Here is a 21871-nt window from a genome sequence, read left to right as displayed (position 1 = left end):
AGAGCCACTCCGCGGGGTGGCTTTCTGATTCAATAGCACCCAATTGGCCCTCCTGAAGTGCACGCTCTTTTGTCTGTTGAGCTTTCTGGACCTTGTCAACCTGACAGGAAAAGCAAATCCGGGATAACACACGTAATCATATCAACAACACTTTACCGCAAGGCCTATGTGACGTTTCAAATGCGGTGCGTACGCTTTAGCGTTACGGCGCTTCGCGCTTTGCACATTTTTTATACACAAAATCTGTGGGTAACTCCCACTAAATCGATTGCTTTATCAGCTTACGAAATGCAGGTTTTATTCAATGTCTGCTATGACCACCCTACTCGCCCGCACCGTTTTTTTAAAAGGCAGTACTTGATGGCGCTGATAGGATTATTAATAAAGCGAAGGGAATTATTTTGAAGTGTGCCGCATTCTTTGAATGAGAAGTGTGTTTCACATGTGAAACTTTCTTTTCCATTAGCTAGATAAATTTCGGCAACTGTCTGCTTTAAATATTAATTTGATTTCCCTAGCGTCTCAGTCTTATTAATGAATCACATTTTTCGTCATTGAATTTTCCTCTATCCCTACTAACTTATTTTTCGATACGAAATTTTTGGGCTGGCCCGGTTTCATACCATGTTGATTGAGTTCAAGGATTCAACACACCTCAAGGTAATTTGAAGTCGTTTTTTGAGGACACATGATGTACTTATTTAAGAAAGCCATCTGGATGGTGCCCGTGTTGTCGCTCGGACTCACCGCATGTGGGGAGGAGGATGCTAATACGACAGGCGCTTCTGTAAAAAGGGATGCGAATAATTCAGCTACTACCCCACCAGGGCCACTGAACTTAGCGCAACCCAGTTTGGGTAAGCTCAAAAACGGTCATTATCCCGTTACCTTCAGTTGGGATAGCTCCGAAGATGCGACAGGCTATACCTTGTGTAGAAAAGATGAAACACGCCCCAATAGTTGCGAATCACTGGGCAATACGTCTGGCGCGTCTCTTACTCTGAATTTGGGCGGTCCACTAAAAAAACATCTGGCTGATTTTTTTGTGTTAGCCACTAACAGTGGAGGCTCAACGGCGTCTAATGAGAAAGCCTTAACGCCACAAGATCTGGCCACCATGATAAGCTATGTCAAGGCCTCGAATACCGGGGCAGGTGACTATTTTGGCTACGCGGTATCTATGTCAGGGGATGGCAACACACTCGCAGTGGGGGCTAATGGGGAAGATTCAAATTCCACGATTAATAAGAACGACAACAAAGCACCTAATGCAGGCGCGGTGTATGTCTATCGTTTTGCCAAAGGCCGTTGGAAAATGTCAGCCTATATCAAGGCCTCGAATATCGATGCAAGTGACTATTTCGGCTATTCAGTATCTATGTCAGAGGATGGCAACACCCTCGCAGTGGGGGCGCCTAACGAAGATTCAGATTCCGCTAGTGACCCGGGTAATAACAGCGCACCTGATGCTGGCGCGGTGTATGTGTACCGCTTTGGCGATGGTATCTGGGGAGCGCCAGTCTACATAAAAGCCTCGAATGTAGGAGGAGGCGACTATTTTGGCGCCTCAGTATCTTTGTCAGGGGATGGCAACGCCCTTGCGGTGGGGGCTCACGGAGAAGCTTCAAATTCAGCTGGTGACCCAAACGACAACAGTTTGATTCGTGCTGGCGCGGCGTATGTGTACCGCTTTGACAATGAGCATAAGCAATGGGGGGCGCCCGCCTACATCAAGGCCTCGAATGTCGGGCAACATGACGAATTTGGCTGGTCGGTATCTTTGTCGGGGGATGGCAATACCCTTGCAGTGGGGGCTCATTGGGAAGATTCAGATTCCATCGGCACCAACGGTGCAGACAACAACGAGGCACCTTATTCTGGCGCGGTATATGTGTACCGCTTTGCCGACAGCCAATGGAAGCAAGATGCCTACATCAAGGCCTCAAATACAGAAAAAGATGACTATTTTGGCACCTCGGTATCAGTATCAGGCGATGGCAACACCCTCGCGGTAGGAGCTTACAAGGAAGCGTCAAATTCTCCTAGCGACCAGAGCAACAACAAAGCAGCCAGTGCTGGCGCGGTGTATGTGTACCGTTTTACCAATGGTAGCTGGAGGGAGCCAGCCTACATCAAGGCCTCAAATATTGGTGCAAATAACTATTTTGGTAGGTCTGTATCTTTGTCGGGGGATGGTAACACCCTCGCAGTAGGAGCTCATTGGGAAGATTCAGATGCCACTGGTATCGACGGTGCAGACAACAACGAGGCATCTGCTTCCGGCGCGGTATATCTTTACCGCTTTGCCAATAGTCAATGGGAGCAGGATATCTACATCAAGGCCTCGAACACTGCAAAGGATGATTATTTTGGCTTCTCGGTATCGGTGTCAGGGGATGGCAACACCCTCGCGGTGGGGGCGACTGGAGAAGACTCAAATGTCAGGGGCATCAACCATGCACAAGATAATGATACGGGTGCAGAGAATTCCGGCGCGGTGTACGTCTTCTAGCCAACACCATTACTCACGATCAACGCGTCCAAATACGGCGTTCTGCACCAAACCAAGAGGATGAAAACCGTTAATCGGGAGCGTCCGTGATGCCCTGAAACTCTGAGGTTTGATGTCGCTAAGAACACGTTTCTAGCTTTTGGTATAGGTGAATATTCCCGCCTGCTTTTCATTGTGAATGGAGGTGTCATCAGTGATGACTTCTTCTAGCAGTCATCGGCGACCGTTGTGATGGAGTCCCAAAGCGCAGCTCAATGCCGGATGCACGTCCATACATACCCAAACGACCTGAAGATGCTTGCACTCAAATCGAGAACAGCAAGCTTGAGTGCCTTTGTTATAGGTCTACCTTTATAACGAAGAGTTATCGATAGGTTCGTGATTGGTTTTATCTAACGTAGACTCTCGCAGCCATTGCTCAAAGAACTAAACAACTGACTTAGAAATGCTTCAAAAAAGCAGTGAAATCGGCCTCTCACCATGGTGTTTCAGAATTAGCAGCCTTTGAGGGGCGTCAAAAGACAAAAAGGTGATATTTATCGCATTAACACCCGAATTAACTATTAACATCTAGTAAAGAGCAATTTAACACGGAGGTTTACAGTGGCATCTTTCACAAAAAGGATTTTCAGCGTTTTAGCTGTGTTTACGTTATTGGTTCCAACAGCCTACGCAAAAGAATGGCGATTCAATAATTTCCTACCAGAGACCCGACCCGAAACATCAGAATTAGAGCAATATGCGGCTGATGTAAAAACAAAAACAAATGGTGAAATCGATATCCAGGTATACAGCGGCGGTTCTCTGGGGCTTAAGAATACAGACGTGTTGAGATTTTTACCAAAAGGTGCGGTTGATATGAGCCTCGCCTGGGCAAATTACCTGGGTCGGGACGCAGAAGATCTCAGCACCGTCATGGTTCAGGGAACCATTGGTTCAATCGATGAGCTCAAAGCAGCGCTGCCCGAAGTAAAAGCGATTTATGAGGAAGCATTTTCTGACTGGGATGTTGTCACAACCGGTTACATTGCATTACCTATGTTACAAGCATCTATTTTTTGCCGTAAGGAGCCGGTCAACACTTTGGAACAGCTTCGGGGCAAAAAACTACGGGTTTGGGCTAAGGATCAAGTGGATACCTTCCGCCGCTTAGGGATTTCAGCACAAATCATCCCCCAAGAAGAAATGTATGTTGCAATGAAGACGGGTGTCGTAGATTGCGCGGTCTACCCTGCACTCTATGCGCATACGGTTTCGTTGCAGGAAGTCTCTGGCTATGCCTCCTACCTCTACCCAATGGCGTCAGGACCATACATTTTAGGTATCTCTCGAGATAAATGGGAATCCCTCTCCACAGCCCATCAGCAGGCGTTAACTGAGGCGGGTAATGCGCTATGGGAACGTACAAATTCTTATGATGACGATCACCAAAAAGAACTCGCTGCCCGCGCAAAACTCGAGCAGTCCAATGTTAAATGGCTCGAGGACTTCCCCGAAGAAGATCGAAAGGAATTTGTTGAAGCAATCACGCAGGTGTGGGGGGAGTTAGCAGAAGAAGCGGGCGGTAAAGCTCCCGAATACCGAAAGCGCATGCTATCCGCTCTGGGTAGGGAATAGCATGAATGCGTTACCGATGTATATAGAAAAGGGGCTGAGAAATACAGCCTTTTTTCTCGCCTTACTGTCTGCTTTTTCGTTATTCACGATTGTATTGGTGATTATCACAAGTGTGGTGTTACGAAAGTTTTTTGATGCGCCGCTCTATTTCGCTGAAGAATTAGTGGGACTGCTCTTGAGCGCAACCCTCTTTTTAGGGCTGCCCATGGCCACCTTAAATGGGCAGCATATAAGAGTGACGTTGATGTCCGAGCTATTGCAAAAGCGCTCGCCTATCTATGCAAAACTCCTTTCGATCTTCAGCCTCATGATAGGTATAGGCTTTATGGGTTGGATTTTCTTAGAATCTATTCCTTGGATGGAGTTTGCAATAAAACGAGAGCTTAAATCGGAAACTGCGCGAATTTTACTGTACCCACTGATGTCAGTTGTTCCCTTTTCTATCGGTTTATGCGGCGTGATTTACTGCGCAAAACTCTTCGGTTTCATACACAAACAGGACGATTAGCGTGTTTTGGACAACTCTCATCTCAGTACTGGTCGCTACCGCGAGCAGCGGTATTGCACTAGGGGTTGCCCTTGGCTTAACCGGACTTATCTTGCTCCAGTTTTTTAACTATGGTTCAACGTACCTTGCATTAGACACCATTTGGGGAATCTTTAATTCCTTCACCTTGAGTGCCGTGCCTTTGTTTATCTTACTCGGAGAGATACTGCTCAAAAGCGGGATCAGTGAGCGAGCATACGCAGCATTCACACCTATCTTTGCGCGAATTCCTGGTGGTTTATTACATTCGAATGTCGCTGTATGCACCCTTTTTGGTGCGGTCAGTGGATCCAGTTTATCCACTGCGGCGGCAATAGGCTCGGTCGCTTATCCCGAGCTCAGTAAACGTGGTTATGACAAAGAAACTGTCGTTGGCAGCCTTGCAGGTGCCGGAACTTTGGGTCTACTTATACCGCCTAGCCTGTCATTACTGATTTTCGGTGCTTTAACCGAAACCTCAATAGGGCGATTATTCGCTGCCGGTATTTTGCCAGGGTTGATGGTTAGCGCGCTTTTTATGTGTTTTATCTTTTTCCTGTGTGTGAGAAATCCCTCTCTCGCCCCAAAAGACACCACTACCTACACGATGAGTTTCATTCTCCAGGGTTTACTCAGAATATGGCCAATCCTGATGTTAATTCTGGCCATTATGGGCAGCATCATGTTTGGTATTGCCACACCGACAGAAGCAGCCGCTATTGGTGTTGGCGCAGCAATTTTTATCTCTTTCATCTGGGGAGATATGACTGTCAACACACTCATGGTATCAATCTATAAAAGCGCACTCCTGTTCGCATCGATTGGTTTCATTGTTCTGGGTGCTGCGATTCTTTCGCAGTCAGTCAGTATTCTGGGCGTCCCCCAAACGATACTCGAAGCGGCCATTAACAGTGGTCTGGATCGTTACGGGATTTTTGTTCTGATCATTCTGATTTATGTGCTTTTCGGTTGCGTGTTTGATGGTTTGTCATTGATGGTGATGACACTGCCCATTGTGTTTCCCTTGCTCACTGGACTGGGTTTTGATCCAATTTGGATTGGCGTCATGATTACCATCTTGATTGAAATTGGCCAAGTCACCCCTCCTGTTGGCCTGAATCTCTCCGTCTTAACGACGATTACGGGCGGTGAAATAAGCTTGGGTAGAACGGCAATCGCCACCGTTCCATACTGGTTAATCTTAATATTAGCCATTGGGCTTATCACATTGGTGCCAGAAATCGTATTGCTTTTGCCAGATGCAATATTCTAGACCTTCACTCAGCAGGTAAATTGAAAAACATACTCAGAAAAACGGCTCAGTCTAAGAGAAATTGCCAAGATTGATGACTATACCCAGATGACCTGAAGATGCAGGATTCAGCGAGTTTGACTGGCGTTGTGATCGCGGCGTTCCTCTGAATGCGAGCATCTTCAGGTTGTTTGGGTATATAAGACTCATCTGCCTTTATGCGGTGACTTACTGAAACAACAATCTTTCCGCCGATGGCAACTCCTTTTTCGCTGCCATGCAGGTTCGCATTCAACTTCCTCGGAATAGTTTTCTTCCTTCTGTCTCAAAGGTTAGCTTTTTCTGCTCGTCTTTATCCGTTGAAATAGACAAGAGGACAAAAATAAGTGCTAGGGAATCCAACATGTATATTGCCAGACACCATTCCGGGCTTTATGTAGAAGACCAGCCAAACGTCGTTCCGCCGTTTTTTGGGGTCAATATCGCTAAGCAGAAATTCCTGTTCTCCCACGATATACCGCGGGGCACTAACCAATACTGCAGCGTGTTTTGTTATATAGACGTTCAAAAAGACAGGCTTCTCCGTAAAGTTGAAGAGAGAAAAGTGGTTTTTCTTGACCACCCTGACAGAGGATTTACCTATAACGGCAATAGCCTCTCTCATAGTCACTCTCCACAAAGGATGATGCAGCTCGCCGCCCGTCTAAGAAGTAAGCGAGAAAAAGAATGTGGCACTCTACTCTTCGGTTATTTATGACCCAGAGGATACTTCGGAGTCACTTCAAAAAATGAAATACCATCAGTTATAGTCAGGATACGGTATGCCTCGTGATAGAAGAAAAATATTTGGAAACGAAAATGCAGAAGTAGATCCATTGGTCTTAGATTGCTATGTAGATAATATGTCGAATGGAATTCAGATAATCACAGGAAGGTGGGGTGTTGGAAAAACTGCATTCATGTTTAATGCGACTAAAGAACTTGCAAATACTTTAGAGAAAACTCATCGAGAACATAAAAAATTATGGTACGTAAGCGAATCTGATTTAGATTCAGACCAGATTGTTGAAGCATACTCCCATCTGGATGAAAAAAGATTTAAAAGATATTTAAAAAGTATTTGGAAAGCTGAAATATATAGGCGAGCTTCAATTGTTATTTCATCGTTAAAGGATCATTATGGTGAAAAAGCAAAGGGACTACACTGGCGAGAAATCAAAGGCATAGCCACATCTAGTACTGCTGGAAAATCTATCTGGAAGCAACTTCCAGCTGCACTATCACTTCTAAAGTTAATTGACGACAATAAAAAAGAAGATCTTACTAGTATACAAAGTGGTATGAAAGAAATTTTCAGCGATCGTATTCAGGACCTTGTTCAGCAGTGTTTACGAGATATCAAAAATGAAAATATTTTACCTATCATTGCTATTGAGCCAATAGAGACCCCTTTCTCAGATTTAGAGGAAAATAGTCTTGCACAAGAAGTGATCAGTGAACTCATAAATATATTTCAGCAAGAATTTCAGCCAGACGACAACCAACTATTAGATATAATAATTTCTGTTCCTTGGCATAGATTTTCACATAATTCTCAGGTAAATCTTCCTCAAAAAGTTCGACAGTATGTTTCGTTTGTTCAGTGGACCAAAGAAAAATTAAAGATTTTTATCGAAAATCGTATCCAATGGGAGTTTAAAAGAGTTGGAAGGCAACATTCATCTCGTCATGGGGAATCCTGGAAGTTACTTTTCGAATCAGTGGTACATAATAATTATCCGCGAGTAGCATTTAATGAAGACTCTTTTTCGTATGTTTTACGACATACTAATTATAGACCCAGAGAAGTACAGAGAATAGCGCGAAAAGCTGTTGAGATATGTGCAGATAAAACCGGGAGAAATTATGACGACGTTTTAAAAGGTGTAGGGGGAATTAGAGTTAGTGGTAGTCACATACGCGCTGCGGTTACGGATTATGTTGATGGAACTTCCAGAGATAGAAAAATTGAATCTTATCGACGTTTTCGAAAATTGGAAGAGGTAACAGCTAGCCTAAAAGGACTAAAGATTCCTTGTAAACCCGAAGATATTTATGAAAGATTTGATTCAAATATAAACCAACAGGACGCTTTTTCCTGGCTTTGGCAATCTGGAATGCTTGGCATTGAAGCCACATGTGAAGAGGGACAGATAGAAAACTTGAAACACATACTCCCTCCAAACACAATGCAGATAAATGTTGACATACGTCAAAACGAATACGTGAGATGGTATTTCTTCGAATACAATACAAGAGGTGATTATTTTGAAATATACGATCAGTATTCTCGTTTAAAAGGCCTTACATTGAAGTGCACGTTTCATCCATTGATGTTTGAAGATTTTGCCGCTCATGTCAGTGATAGATGGCCAGTCGGTATATGATCTTGAACCTTTATGCTTACCTTCCCATATCAAAGGGAGGTTACCTTCCCGAAAAGCGTTATCATATTCTTAGCCCAAGTACCTCAACCCCGAGTTAAAAGGCATACGTATATACCCAACAACGCCCCCCTCAGCCTCAATAACCCCATCATCAAAGCCTTGTTCAATACCATCAATAACATGCTGTCCCAACATCACGGATACGATTGTTAACAAGTTGAAAATCATCGTATTGAAGTCGATCGCAATTTTGAAAAGGATACATGTGCTTCATATATGAAACTCTACTTATGAATTCATCAACTATATTTCTCTAACTATCTGCTTTAAATATTAATCTGATTCCTTCGGAGTCTCAGTATTACTAATGATACACAATTCTCACCATTGAAGTTATCTATATCCCGACTAGCTTATTTTTTCGATACAAATTTTTCACGCCTGCGCGGTTTCGTACTGATTGGGCTAAAGGATTTAACACAATTCACGGTAACGTGAATTCGTTCTTTAAGGATATATGATGAATTTATTAAATAAAGCCATCTGGGTAGTACACATATTGGCGCTCGGACTCACCGTTTTTTTGTGGGTGGACTTCAATAGTACATACTCGACATCTCCTCCATCCACCGCATCTACTGTACCAATCCCGGCACCGGAGGCAATGAATTTAGCCAAACCGACCGTAGGTAAGCTATCAAATGATCATTATCCCGTCACCTTCCATTGGGATAGCGAGTTATACCTTATGCAGGAGTTGTAAAGCTCTGGGGACTGGTATTGGATAGAGATGAGTGAGGCGCGAGCGGTTACCATTGCGAATTCGAATACTTGTACCCAAACAACCTGAAGATGCTCACATTCAGAGGTCATCAATGCGTTCAATTCGAGGCAAATTTCGCGAGGAATCGTCGTTCTATTTCCTGGGAATTTAACGATGAAGTGGGCGCATTGATGGCCTCCCTTAGGGCGAGTTGACTTTAGCACGAATCTTAATGACTTTTTCATCATAAAACCCACCTGAACCATGACAAATTAATACTATTTTTTCATTGCTGATACATTCGCTATTGAAATTGATGACTCATAATATTTATTCAATTTCGTATTAAGATACATTCATAGATAATATATTTCCAACGTAAAATCTAGAATGTAAAACATAATTACTAACCGTATTGATTTAGAGCCTACTCAGGCCACGTTAGAAAATTTACTAGGCTATGTGTTTCTTCTTACGGTTAAGAGGAGTTGCTATGTCATCTCAGCGTATAAATCAAGGTTTTGTTGATATTTTCAATCAAGCATTTAACGAAGATATATCTAGAAAATACCAAAAAATACATATGGATAATTGTCATCATTGGGATTACAACTTTGTACTATGGCACAGAAAGTTCGTAAACCAGTTTTGGCAAGAAATTGGTTTAGAAAGAACTTATGCAGTACTAACAGAGCCCAATGATAGAGAGTTGTATTCTAAACTAACTAAATCACTTGTATCAGATCTCGATGATTTAAGTGATATGAGATGGGTTGAAGACACGGGAAAGTTAAACTCATTCACATCACAAGACCAAAGCCAGATGCGCCTGGAGATATCTCAAGCTATGGCTAGCTCTACTTTTGCAATCGATCTTGATCTTGAAGGGTCAAACAATGCCTTTTTCCGAGCAGAAGGTAGACCATATTATAATCTGTCCTTCAGTAGTCAGCTTGAAGAGTTTCATGACATTATCCATGGTGAAACTGGTCGTGGAATGAGACGTGTAGGCACAGCAGGGGGAGATCAATGCTTCTTTGTACATCATACTTTTGTTGACTTAGTCTTTGAAGCGTGGCTAGCTAAAAACCCAAATATGCCTCTACCCATCACCGAAGAGCACTTCAACGCCACTCCGGATCTTCAAGAAGAATACGACAACTATGAAGAGTTAGTAACACTATGGAATGAAAGACACTACAATTCTTCTGATTACAATCATGTATACCGAATAATTGAGCCTCTTCCGAGGCAATCAATATTATTTAACTCAATTAGACACACCGAAGACTTTAGACGGGTAATAATGTTTCACAATGGCGAAGAAATTGGTCGCTTTGCTATTTTGACAGGCAGGATTGAAACTTGTTTATCCTGTGCAAAAAGAGAACAACACACCGGACAGTTTTTATTAAGGAAATTGGTTAATCTGCATGAGATCGAGTGGGTAATAAATAGGCGTTGGTATCGTTCTCTCGAAGCAGCAATTGAGGCGTTTGAAGAGATTGGCATGTCAGCACCTGTCATCGTTTCCTTCTAATCCGTAGCTAAAGAAACTCCTTCCCTTCTTTTGCGGTTCATCTTAATCACCCTACTCTCCCGCACTGCCTTTGCGCTGTTCTAAAGGCAGTACCACACCAAATTCGAGTAGCGTCTATATATGTCCTTTTATACCCAAATAACCTGAAGATGCAGGATTCAGGTTGTTTGGGTATTTATTGAAGTGCGCCGCATTCTTTAAAGGAGTGGTATGTCTCAACTGTGAAACTTTCTTTCTGTATTTCACCAGATTTCTCTCAGTAACTGTCTGCTTTAACAATTAATCTGATTTCCACAGTGTCTCAGTCTTATTTGTGAATCAATATTCTCACCATTGAATTCCCCTCAATCTCTTCTAGCTTATTTTTCGATACGAAATTATACGCGCACCCGATTTGTGGGCGTGCTGATGGGCTTAACACGCTTCACAACCATCTAGACGTAATTTATCGAGGAGATAAGATGTATTTCTTTAAAAAAGCAATATGGGTGGTGCCGGTATTCTCGCTCGGACTCACTGCTTGTGGGGGGGATGACGATAATACGTCGGCCTCTGTACCGGGGAACACTAATAGCCTCCCTTTACCGGGCGCACCGGTTTTAGCACAACCGACGGTGGGGGCGCTCACAGGTGATGCTTATCCTGTCACCTTCAACTGGAGTAGCGCGGCGAATGCGACGGGCTATACCCTGTGTAGAAAAGATGCATCACAAGACGATAACTGTGCAAAACAGGGCGAAACGACGACCAATACATCACTGACTCTGCCTCTGAGTTTGGACACGCCGGCTGACTATTTTGTATTAGCCAAAAACAGTACGGGCAAAACAGCGTCTACTGAGATAGCCGTATCGCTTCCCAAACCAGAGATGCCGGTTTTAGCGAGGCCACAGGTGGGTGCGTTCAACGATAGTTCTAGTTCTTACCCTGTCACCTTTGACTGGGATAGCGCCAAGTATGCGACGCACTATACCTTGTGCAGAGAAGACGGATCAGAAGACGATAACTGTCAATTTCTATTAGAAACCGAAGCTAACAATACCTCGCTTACTGCCAATCTAAATTTGGACGAACCGGCTAATTATTTTGTATTGGCCTCTAACGGTACGGGCAAAACAGCGTCTGGTAAGCAAGTCCTCTCTCCCGCTCCTAGTGCAACGAATTTAGCGGCCCCGACTGTGGGTGAACTCCAAGATGGCTATCATCCTGTCACCTTTACCTGGGATAGCGCCGAGCATGCAACGGGATATACCTTGTGCAGAAAAAATGATGCACTCGATGATGACTGTGAAAAGCTGGGCGAAACGAACGAATTGTCCCTTACTCTGAGTTTGGGCCCACTGAAAAATCATTTGGCTGATTTTTTTGTGCTAGCCGAAAACAGCACGTTCAAAACAAAGTCTGGTTACCAATCCTTAACATCACCAGACCTGACCACCTTGATAAACTACATCAAGGCCTCGAATACCGGGTCAGGTGACGAATTTGGCTACTCGGTATCGGTGTCAGGGGATGGCAACACCCTCGCGGTGGGGGCTCGCAATGAAGATTCCAGTTCCAGGGAAATTAACAGTGGCGAGGACCTTAATGGTAGAAGTAATGCCGGCGCGGTGTATGTATACCGCTTTGCCAATGGCAGTTGGTCGCAGCAGGCCTACATCAAGGCCTCGAATGCCGATGTAAGTGACTGGTTTGGCAACTCGGTATCTTTGTCGGGAGATGGCAACATCCTCGCGGTGGGGGCTTATCAAGAAGATTCCAATGCCGATGGCACTGACGTTACCGGGGCTGAAAATTCCGGCGCTGCGTATGTATACCGCTTTGACGGTAGCAATTGGACGGAGCAGGCCTTCATCAAGGCCGAAAATGCCGGTGCAGGTGACAGTTTTGGCCACTCGTTATCTTTGTCAGGGGATGGTAAGACCCTCGCGGTGGGTGCTTGGAGTGAAGATTCCAATTTCGAAGGCACTTCCCCTAACGGGCATGGTAGTTCCGGCGCGGCGTATGTGTACCGCTTTGAAAATGACGAATGGAAGCATGAGGCCTTCATCAAGGCCGAAAATGCCGGGTCTGGTGACTCTTTTGGCTATTCGGTATCTTTGTCATCGAATGGCAACACCCTCGCGGTGGGGGCTCAAGCTGAAAAGTCCGATTCCAAGGAAATTAACAGTGGCGAGGACAATGATAGTGCAAGTAATGCCGGCGCTGCGTATGTATACCGCTTTGAAAATGACGAATGGACGCAGCAGGCCTACATCAAGGCCTCGAATGCCGATGCAGGTGACTATTTTGGCACCTCGGTATCTGTGTCAGGGGATGGCAACACCCTCGCGGTGGGGGCTCCATATGAAGATTCCAGTTCTCAGACTATTGACAGTGGCGAGGACCTTAATGATGCAGAATTAGCCGGCGCGGCATATGTATACCGCTTTGCCAATGGCAGTTGGTCGCAGCAGGCCTACATCAAGGCCTCGAATGCCGATGTACGTGACTGGTTTGGCCAATCGGTATCTTTGTCGGGAGATGGCAACATCCTCGCGGTGGGTGCTTGGTCAGAAGATTCCAATTACAAGGAAATTAACAGTAGCGAGAGCGATAACAGTGCAACTGATGCCGGCGCTGCGTATGTATACCGCTTTGCCGATGACAAATGGTCGCAGCAGGCCTACATCAAGGCCTCGAATGCCGAGTCATTAGACTATTTTGGCTGGTCGGTATCAGTGTCAGAGGATGGCAACACCCTCGCGGTGGGGGCTTATGGTGAAGATTCCACTGCCACCGGCATTAACGGTGAAGGAAGCAACGGTAGTTACAATAAATACGGCGCGGTGTACATCTACTAGCCCATACCAGTAGTCACAATGGACGCGCCCAAACACGGTGTTGCAACAGACCGAGAGGGTGAAATCCGTGAATCGGGCGCGTCCATATCTATCCCAATGGTTCGGTTTCTTTTTGTGGGCTCAGCCGCCAATGCGCTAAAACAACAAAGTGAAAAGCGAGTGTCACTTTGCGTAAATAGCGCTAACGGATTTGCCCAATATCTGCATATTACGCTGCGCCTCCCCTACTCGCCCGCACGGCCTTTATGCTATTCCAAAGGCGGTACGTCGCCCATAGTGTTGCGAAGCATCGCGCCCCAAAACTGGGAGCAAACAGGGCCAGGATGACGAAAATACCGCACCACCATGACGGTGCCATGCCAAATGCGCGTAGTGGTTGTTTTGTGTGTGATGACAATAGGCTGGCAGGATGGGCAGAGAAAGGAAAACGAGCCGCTACCATTGCCAATACGCCAGTGGTCAGTAACACCTATTGGTCACTTCACTCTGGCTGTCAGCACTCAGCTGTTGGTTTCTCGCCAGAATGTCGATGCCTTGTTGGCGGAAGAAATACAGTAAGTCTATAAACACCCAGTTTTCAGCGAGCTTATCGCCGTCGCGGCGGTAGATATCAATCACGCGCATGTCGAAGTAGTTGTCACTCGCCGCCATCCCCATAAAGCCGCCTGAGGGTTTCAGGCTGAGATTCGGCCATCCGAAGAATCCGCCGAAATGCCCTTCGGCGAACTTACAGACATGACCGTTGAAGATGCGGTCGGAAAAGCTGGCTCTGAAAATACCAGAATGCTGTTTGGCATAGCGTTCGATGGTGTAACTCGCGCCAATACCCGTTGGCCCCCACCAAATCATGTCGTCGTGCCAGGTGAGCGCCAGCTCTTCTTCCAAACTCAGTTTGTTGTCCCAATTGCCCAAGTCGGAAATCATCTTGTTGATGACATTGAGCGTTTTTTCCCCTTCTTGCGTGGGCTGAAGGGTTGTCATAATGCCGTCATGGGTGATCGGGCCGGGTTGTATAAGCTGCGCGCCACTCTGCGGTGGGAAAGGATTTACCCCTGCTTGCACCATGATACCGGGGATATCCGCAAAGAAAGCAGACTCAGCGATCTTGCCATCTACCACCTGAGTAAACTCGCAGTAGCGTAAGAATGCCATACGGCCAGTTCTTGGTATGCCGAGCCAATGTTGATCGAACAAGCCCATCAGGTGGCCCATCGACACTACCCAAATACTGCCATCCTCATCGAGGCTATTTTCACCTGCCATGAAAATATCCTGACGACGCTGAAGCGCACGGAAGGAGGCTTTCAATGGCTGCCAGACTGTCTTGATGACATCACCGGCATTGTCGATTTCGTTAAAGGGATAGCAGCCCCGAAAGCGGTAATCTGGCGAGCAAAACTCGCCGAAAACTGCTTCCAGCTGGTCATCTTTAGCAGCGTCCAAGGCTTGATAAAACGACCATACTTTCTCTTTCGCTTGCTGTAGCACTGCCGACATGACTTACCCTTTTACCGCGCCAGCGGTCAGGCCGGACACAATTTGTTTTTGGAAGAAAAGAACCAGAAAGAACAGCGGGATCATCGCCGACACCACCGCAGCGACCGCAAACATCACGTTACCTTCCACCTGCGTGGTGCCAAGGAAGCTTGCGATCTTCGGCACCATGGTTTGATTTTCCTGGCTGAGCAGCATGCCCGTAACGGCAAAGTCGTTATAGGCCAGCAGGAAGCTGAACAAACCCGTGGTGATCACGCCCGGCCACATCACCGGGATAATCACATGCTTGAAGGCTTGGAATCGGGTGCAGCCGTCCACCATTGCGCTCTCATCCATGTCTTTTGGAATGTTGAGGAAGAAGGAGTGAAGCATCCACAACGTAAAGGGTTGGTTGATGGCCACCAGCACAATAATGGTGGTGCCAAGGTGCCCCCACAAATTCCACTCGAAAAATGGCAGCATGTAACCAGAAACCAAGGTGATGTGCGGCATGGCGCGAAGCACCAAGGCAATCATCAAAATCCACAGCGAGTAACGAAAACCGGAGCGAGCGAGCGCGTAACCCCCCAAGGTACCAATGGTCAGTGAAATGATGACCACAGAGAACACCACCGCAAAGGTATTGATGGCGGCGAGCCAGAAATCCTGCTCAATCCACGCGCCGTAGTAACCTTGCCCCGTGAACTCGGAGCCCGTTTCCAGCAAGGTCTTTACACCGTAAATCGCGTTCATCCAATCCGATTTGGAGAAGAAATCTGCCTGCACTTTGAACGAACCCCAAGCCGTCCAAAGGAACGGGCCTGCGGCAATGAGTAGCCAAACAATAACAAAGGCAATCGAGACGGTTTTTAGCCAGACAGGCTTCTTACGTACTTCTTCCATGATGCCCTCCTAGGCTGACTTACGGTTGAAATCACGCCAGGTTCTTATAAACACCGGCATCAGTAGAATGGCCACACCCAAAATGGTGAGCATAGATGTGGATGCAGCAGAGCCAAAGAGCTGGGAGTCTGTGCCACGCAAGTCGTTGTAGATAAGCCAACTGAGTGAAGTCGCGTGCGCTTCAGCGGCAAAGCCTACGATGGGTTCGAATACCCGGAAGTTGTCCATCAACTGCATCAACGCAACAAAGGTCACCAGTGGCGCCATGTGCGGGATCACGACAAAACGAATCGTCTCCCAACGCGATGCACCATCAATCATCGAAGCTTCGAGCGTGTCAGTCGGCACGGTCTGAAGTCCCGCGTAAAACACGATGAAAGAGAAAGGAATGGACGACCAAATACCGTAGATAAAGAGCGTTATCCAAGTCAGGGTCGGGGAAGCCTTCAGTGAAAGCGTGTCATCATCAAACCAGATCTGTAGCGTTGCCCCAATCACGCCATCGGCGTCAATCATCCAGAACAGAATCAGTGAGCCAATCAATGGCGTCACGATCATGGGGAGCAGCGAAAGGAAGATCGTGGGCCCTTTCACTAATTTGGGCAGTGCGTTCACGCAAAGCGCCACAACCAGCCCAAATACAATGACCAGTGGCGTGACGATGAAGGTATAGGCGAGAGTAAAAACCAGCGCTTTGTAGAAAGGCAGGTTCATCATGCGATCGACAAAGTCACCCATGGAAGATGATGCGTCCCATGCCTCTCCTAATTCCTGAAATGCCAGATGGCTTCGGTTAGTGTAAGTATCGGCACCGTTAAAGCGACCAAGCGGCTCTTCTTCACGAAGCTTATCCGTTGCTTCGCGGTCAACAGCGACGGTGGTTTTACAACCAAACGGGCCACAGTTTTCCGTTTCCAACACGATTTGCTCGTGCTCGACATAAAGCGACTGGACGAACACAGAGACGATCGGCAGCGCGATGAGCAAAAACATGACCAATAACGATGGCCACATAAATTTTAAGAATGTGCGATGTGGCATGAACTCCACCTTTCGTTCGGTAAGCCCCGAATCCCTCCGGGGCTAAGGTGTGATAGAAGCCTATCTATTACAGATGCTTGGGTAGTAAAGATTTTTAGTACTTATAAAAAGCCCTGTTCACGGGCAGAGGTCATATACGCTGCTTCAATGTCCTTGAGCGCTTGTTCTGCCGATTCATTACCCAAAAGAAAATCCGGCAGCTCTGCACCCAGTGCGGAGTGCAGCAAACCCATATAAGGCAGCATTGGGTAAGGGTTGGCTTGCTCTTGAACCGTTGCAATCACTCCCATCGCGGACGGATCCGGCTCATAGCCTTCAATCAGCCACACCGCTTTTTCTTGGTTAGCCTGCATCATCTCTGTCGAAATGGCATGGGTCATGACTTTGAACGTCGCTTCAGCGTCTTGCGGGGAAAGGTTGCTGGCCACTGTCCATCCGTCCCACCACAGGGTCGCACCCGGTGTACTTTTCCCTGAAAATACCGGCGTATTGGTGAGTACTGTGTTGGCAACAATCTCTGGACTGGAGCCTTCACCATCCAGAATCGCAGTCGCACGTGAGCCCCATAACAGTGCCAGCGCGACTTTGCCGTCTTCCCACAATGCCTGGGTGCTGTTGGAATCAAAGGTTAAAAAGTCAGGATTAGAAAGCTCCGTCAGTGCTTTCAGCGTATTGAGCGTTTTCACACCATTGGCATTGTTAAGGTTCGGAATCGCACTGCCCGGTTTAAAGAAGCTCTCTCCGGTGGCACTAAAGACATTGATAAACTCTTCACCGAGATTCCATCCGGTTTTGGTATTCAGAGCGACAGGGTATTTCATCAGTCCCATCTGTTGGATTTTCTTGCCTGCAGCAATCATGTCTTCAAAGGTTTTCGGTGGCTCGACACCTGCTTTTTCAAGGATATCTTTGCGGTAAAAGAGGTGCTGGGAATTCGCCATAAAGGCCACGGCCATCACTTTTCCATCAACCTTGATCAACTGTGACGGCTGAAGGCTTTGCCCGTATTTTTCGACCATGTCATCGAGAGGCTGGATCAGGCCTTCATTCAGTAAGGGCACAATAGAGCTGGTTGATACAATGGCGGTGGAGTACTTGGCGGGGTTCGCTTTCAGCGCTGCGTTTTGTAGATCGCGGTGGTCTTTGGTTTGGTTTTTGGTCACGCTCAGCTTGTTCGTGGTGCATCCCTCAGCTTGCGCTGCTACCGCGTGCAATGCGGGAAAGTCATTCGACAATATGTTGACCTGTCCTTCCCCTGCACCGCACCCGTCTGCGGCTGTCGCCTGATGAGTGATAGCGAGCAAACTCGCCATGGCTATCCCTTTCACACTGCAATTCATGTTGCTCTCCTACTTCTTCATCCGATAAGTAATAACTAAAACGATTGCGTCTATACCCAAACAACCTGAAGATGCTCGCATTCAGAGGTCATCAATCCGTTCAATTCGAGGCAAATTCCACGAGGAATAGTCGTTCTATTTCCGTGGGATTTAACGAAGAAGTGGGCGCATTGATGGCCTCCCTTCGGGCGAGTTGACTGACGCCGTGCTCTTTGTTGTTCCTTTTTGATGGAGATGACGATATCTGCAAAGGAACGCCGCGATTACAACGCCAGTCAATCTCGCTGAATCCTGCATCTTCAGGTTGTTTGGGTATATCACTAACTTGCCTGACTTCAAATCCAGACAGAAATAGATACGTATGCAAAAATAAGATTTATTGGTTTAGGCAGATTTGGCAAGAAATCTTTAATTCCATCCCGAACGAAAAACAGTCAATTTTTATTTCCTTTAACTCATTGAAAATCATTTAAATATTAAATTTTGTGATAACTTTCATTCATTTATAAGCAGATGATTTAACTAATATTCTTATTAATAAGAAAAAAATACAAGTAAATATATTTGTGTGACCGCACTCAAATATCGCCAAACTCAGCATTCTAAAACTCATATTTCTTTGCTTATTTTGAATACGTACCCATTAAGTTTCGTTCAACATGGAGAGCAATCATGGCTGAAGTGCAGTTGCGTCATATCGATAAACGCTGGGGCGACTTTATCGGCGTCAAAGATTTCGATTTGACCATTCCTGATAAGGAGTTTCTGGTATTACTTGGACCATCAGGCTGCGGTAAAACCACCACCATGCGCATGATTGCTGGGCTAGAGGAAGCGACCAGCGGAGAAATATTGATTGATGGCAAGGTCGTGAACGATCTTGAGCCGAAAGACAGAGATGTAGCCATGGTGTTCCAAAGCTATGCGCTCTACCCCAACATGAGCGTGTATGAGAACATCCGGTTTCCGCTGAAAGTTCGCAACATCGACCCGGCCACCCATGATGAGAAAGTAATGCGTGCAGCGGAAATGGTCGAGCTCACTAATTTCCTACACCGCCGCCCAGCCGATCTTTCCGGTGGGCAGCGCCAGCGTGTGGCGCTGGCACGTGCCATTGTGCGCGAGCCCAATGTGTTCCTGATGGACGAACCGCTCTCGAACCTGGATGCAAAACTGCGCGTTTCAACTCGGGCGCAAATCAAGAACCTCTCCCACGAGCTGCAAATCACCACGATTTACGTCACCCATGACCAGATCGAAGCCATGACGTTGGCAGATCGCGTGGTGGTCATGAGTGCTGGTAACGTGCAGCAAGTGGGCACACCAACAGAAATTTATAACTACCCAGCCAACACCTTTGTCGCCAGCTTCATCGGTTCGCCAGCCATGAACCTGATGAAGGGCACCATCGAAAGCGGTGTATTTACCGCAGAGAACGTCACTATCACAGGGTTGGATACGCGCCTTTCCGGCAACATCACGCTGGGGTTCCGCGCAGAAGATGCCGTTGTCACTGATGGCAGTGAAACGTCCAGCGGCATTAACGCCAAGGTCTTCTCCATCGAGCTGTTGGGTGATGCCACCATGATCACTGTCAAGGTCAATGATGAACTCGTCGCCATCAAGGCAGATAAAGAGTATGTCACCGACATTGGCCAACCCTTCTCAGCCACCATTTCCGCCAGTATTTGTCATCTTTTCCACGCAGAAACTGGTGAACGGCTCTCTCAACAGGAGTCTGCATAAATGAAAGGCTCAAGACCCGAACAGGCCGCCCTCACCAAAGACACAGACATGACCAAGACAGATGAAACCCGTCAGGTTATCGAGTCAATGGTCGATGGCCTCAACGATCACCGCATTGCTGATATCGGTGAGTTTTTTTCTCAGAGCTTTCGTTGGTTTGGTAATCAGGGCTGTGGCACCAAACATGGTTTGGAGGCCTTCCAGCGCAACTGGCAAAGGCCTTTTCAGGCAGCCTTTTCAGACAAAGTCTGCGTGGACGAAGCACGACTATATATGGGCGAATGGGCGGCCGCATTTGGCCATCAAACCGCCAAACATACCGGCACATTCATGGGCATCGCCCCAACCGGTCAACAAGTGGAAATCCGTTACATGGATTTTTGGAAAGTGCAGGACGGAAAAATCGTCGACAACTGGGTGATGGTGGATTTTCCACACGTGCTCGCTCAGTTAGGTGTCGATGCATTCAACGGCGAAGGCTGGGAAGCGTTTGACCGCAATGAAAAAGTCCCACCATCACCCGCTTCATAATTTTCATCATTTTCGCCTTTAGAGGAAGAACACATGACAGTCAGATATTTAAAAACAGGGAAGTCAGAGTCTGATAAAGAGAGCGACAACGAAAAAGTCGTCCAGATCGTTGCTGATACCCTGAAAAAGATCGAGCACGAAGGCGATACTGCCGTTCGCGAGCTGGCGATCAAATTCGACAATTACGCGCCAGAATCTTTCCTTCTGTCCCAAGAGGATATCGAAAGCATTATTGCCAAAGTCGCCCCTGAAGATATGGCAGACATTCGCTTTGCCAACGAGCAAGTCACCAACTTTGCGAAAGTGCAACTGGCATCAATGAGCGATGTGGAAGTCGAGACCTTGCCGGGCGTCATCCTCGGGCACAAGAATATTCCGGTACAAAGTGTGGGCTGTTACGTCCCTGGCGGAAAATTCCCTATGGTGGCCTCGGCGCACATGTCCGTCGCCACGGCCAAGGTCGCGGGCGTGCCACGCGTGATTGCCTGCACACCCCCGTTTAATGGTGAACCTAACCCTGCCGTTGTGGCAGCGATGCATCTGGGCGGCGCCGACGAAATCTATGTGTTAGGTGGCATTCAGGCTGTGGGTGCAATGGCGCTGGGCACCGAAACCATCGCGCCAGTGCATCTGCTCGTCGGTCCGGGTAATGCCTTTGTGGCAGAAGCGAAGCGCCAGTTGTTCGGGCGCGTGGGTATCGATCTCTTTGCTGGGCCAACAGAAACCATGGTGATCGCTGACGATACCGTGGACGCCGAAATGTGTGCGACAGACCTTCTCGGTCAAGCAGAGCATGGCTACAACTCACCTGCTGCGCTGGTCACGACCAGTGAAAAGCTGGCGACCGAAACCATGGCAGAAATCGAACGTATTCTGAACATCCTGCCCACCGCCGACACCGCCAGTGTCAGTTGGCGTGATTATGGCGAGATTATTCTCTGCGATACCTACGAGGAAATGCTCGCCGTTTCAGAGGAAAAAGCCTATGAGCATGTGCAGGTGATGACCGACCGGGACGATTGGTTCCTCGACAACATGACCTGTTATGGCGGCCTGTTCCTTGGCCCGCGTACCAATGTGTCCAACGGTGACAAGGTGATTGGTACCAACCACACCCTGCCGACCCAGAAAGCAGGCCGATATACCGGTGGACTTTGGGTAGGCAAGTACCTCAAGACACACAGTTACCAGAAAATCCTGACCGATGAGGCCGCAACCCTGATTGGTGAGTATGGCTCACGCCTTTGTATGCTCGAGGGCTTTGTAGGCCATGCGGAGCAGTGCAACGTGCGAGTAAGACGCTATGGCAACAAAGACGTGCCATACGGCGAAGCCGCGGCAAGAGGATAAGCGTC

At 47.1% G+C, this 21871-nt stretch carries 16 protein-coding genes; 12 read left to right on the top strand and 4 right to left on the bottom strand.

Annotated elements, in window-relative coordinates:
• Positions 1 to 688: 688 nt before the first annotated feature.
• From VP504_RS20220 to VP504_RS20180, 9 genes are all read left to right on the top strand, one after another.
• Positions 689 to 2512 carry an FG-GAP repeat protein gene (locus VP504_RS20220; protein WP_325895179.1) on the top strand — a complete coding sequence of 608 codons (1824 nt, stop codon included), beginning with the start codon at positions 689 to 691 and terminating at the stop codon, positions 2510 to 2512.
• 603 nt (positions 2513 to 3115) lie between these two features.
• Positions 3116 to 4129 carry a TRAP transporter substrate-binding protein DctP gene (gene dctP, locus VP504_RS20215; RefSeq protein WP_325895178.1) on the top strand — a complete coding sequence of 338 codons (1014 nt, stop codon included), beginning with the start codon at positions 3116 to 3118 and terminating at the stop codon, positions 4127 to 4129.
• Between the two features lies 1 nt (position 4130).
• Entirely contained in the window at positions 4131 to 4637 is a 507-nt protein-coding gene (locus VP504_RS20210; protein ID WP_325895177.1) for a TRAP transporter small permease, read from the top strand.
• Between the two features lies 1 nt (position 4638).
• Positions 4639 to 5928, top strand: a complete 1290-nt coding sequence (locus tag VP504_RS20205) for a TRAP transporter large permease (RefSeq protein WP_325895176.1) — start codon at positions 4639 to 4641, stop codon at positions 5926 to 5928.
• A 382-nt stretch (positions 5929 to 6310) separates the two neighbouring features.
• Positions 6311 to 6664: a hypothetical protein gene (locus VP504_RS20200; protein WP_325895175.1), complete on the top strand. Its 354-nt coding sequence runs from the start codon at positions 6311 to 6313 to the stop codon at positions 6662 to 6664.
• Positions 6665 to 6728: 64 nt separating this feature from the next.
• Positions 6729 to 8333: a P-loop ATPase, Sll1717 family gene (locus VP504_RS20195; RefSeq protein WP_325895174.1), complete on the top strand. Its 1605-nt coding sequence runs from the start codon at positions 6729 to 6731 to the stop codon at positions 8331 to 8333.
• A 1256-nt stretch (positions 8334 to 9589) separates the two neighbouring features.
• A complete protein-coding gene (locus tag VP504_RS20190; RefSeq protein ID WP_325895173.1) occupies positions 9590 to 10636 on the top strand; it encodes a tyrosinase family protein in 1047 nt (348 codons plus the stop codon).
• Between the two features lie 461 nt (positions 10637 to 11097).
• Positions 11098 to 13479, top strand: a complete 2382-nt coding sequence (locus tag VP504_RS20185) for an FG-GAP repeat protein (RefSeq protein WP_325895172.1) — start codon at positions 11098 to 11100, stop codon at positions 13477 to 13479.
• 18 nt (positions 13480 to 13497) lie between these two features.
• A complete protein-coding gene (locus VP504_RS20180; protein WP_325895171.1) occupies positions 13498 to 13806 on the top strand; it encodes a hypothetical protein in 309 nt (102 codons plus the stop codon).
• A gap of 132 nt (positions 13807 to 13938) precedes the next feature.
• Here the strand turns inward: VP504_RS20180 and VP504_RS20175 are convergent, their stop codons facing one another.
• From VP504_RS20175 to VP504_RS20160, 4 genes are all read right to left on the bottom strand, one after another.
• On the bottom strand, positions 13939 to 14976 hold the full coding sequence (locus tag VP504_RS20175) for a nuclear transport factor 2 family protein (RefSeq protein WP_325895170.1): 1038 nt from the start codon (positions 14974 to 14976) through the stop codon (positions 13939 to 13941).
• A 3-nt stretch (positions 14977 to 14979) separates the two neighbouring features.
• On the bottom strand, positions 14980 to 15858 hold the full coding sequence (locus VP504_RS20170; RefSeq protein ID WP_325895169.1) for a carbohydrate ABC transporter permease: 879 nt from the start codon (positions 15856 to 15858) through the stop codon (positions 14980 to 14982).
• Between the two features lie 9 nt (positions 15859 to 15867).
• Positions 15868 to 16899 (bottom strand): carbohydrate ABC transporter permease, encoded by a 1032-nt coding sequence (locus VP504_RS20165; RefSeq protein ID WP_325895168.1) that lies wholly within the window; start codon positions 16897 to 16899, stop codon positions 15868 to 15870.
• Between the two features lie 101 nt (positions 16900 to 17000).
• The gene (locus VP504_RS20160; protein ID WP_325895167.1) at positions 17001 to 18239 is read right to left on the bottom strand and encodes an ABC transporter substrate-binding protein; all 1239 of its coding nucleotides are present in this window, start codon (positions 18237 to 18239) and stop codon (positions 17001 to 17003) included.
• 672 nt (positions 18240 to 18911) lie between these two features.
• Between VP504_RS20160 and VP504_RS20155 the strand changes: the two genes are divergently transcribed.
• The 3 genes from VP504_RS20155 to hisD are packed head-to-tail and all read left to right on the top strand — an operon-like array spanning position 18912 to position 21866.
• The gene (locus VP504_RS20155) at positions 18912 to 19985 is read left to right on the top strand and encodes an ABC transporter ATP-binding protein (protein WP_325895166.1); all 1074 of its coding nucleotides are present in this window, start codon (positions 18912 to 18914) and stop codon (positions 19983 to 19985) included.
• A complete protein-coding gene (locus VP504_RS20150) occupies positions 19986 to 20516 on the top strand; it encodes an ester cyclase (protein ID WP_251881065.1) in 531 nt (176 codons plus the stop codon).
• 33 nt (positions 20517 to 20549) lie between these two features.
• On the top strand, positions 20550 to 21866 hold the full coding sequence (gene hisD, locus VP504_RS20145; RefSeq protein WP_325895165.1) for a histidinol dehydrogenase: 1317 nt from the start codon (positions 20550 to 20552) through the stop codon (positions 21864 to 21866).
• Positions 21867 to 21871 lie beyond the last annotated feature (5 nt).

Origin of the sequence: Grimontia sp. NTOU-MAR1 (assembly GCF_035758505.1) — a bacterium.
GTDB lineage: Bacteria > Pseudomonadota > Gammaproteobacteria > Enterobacterales > Vibrionaceae > Enterovibrio > Enterovibrio marinus.
The sequence above is the reverse complement of the archived record's forward strand: the minus strand, read 5'-3'. Positions and strand labels throughout refer to the sequence as shown.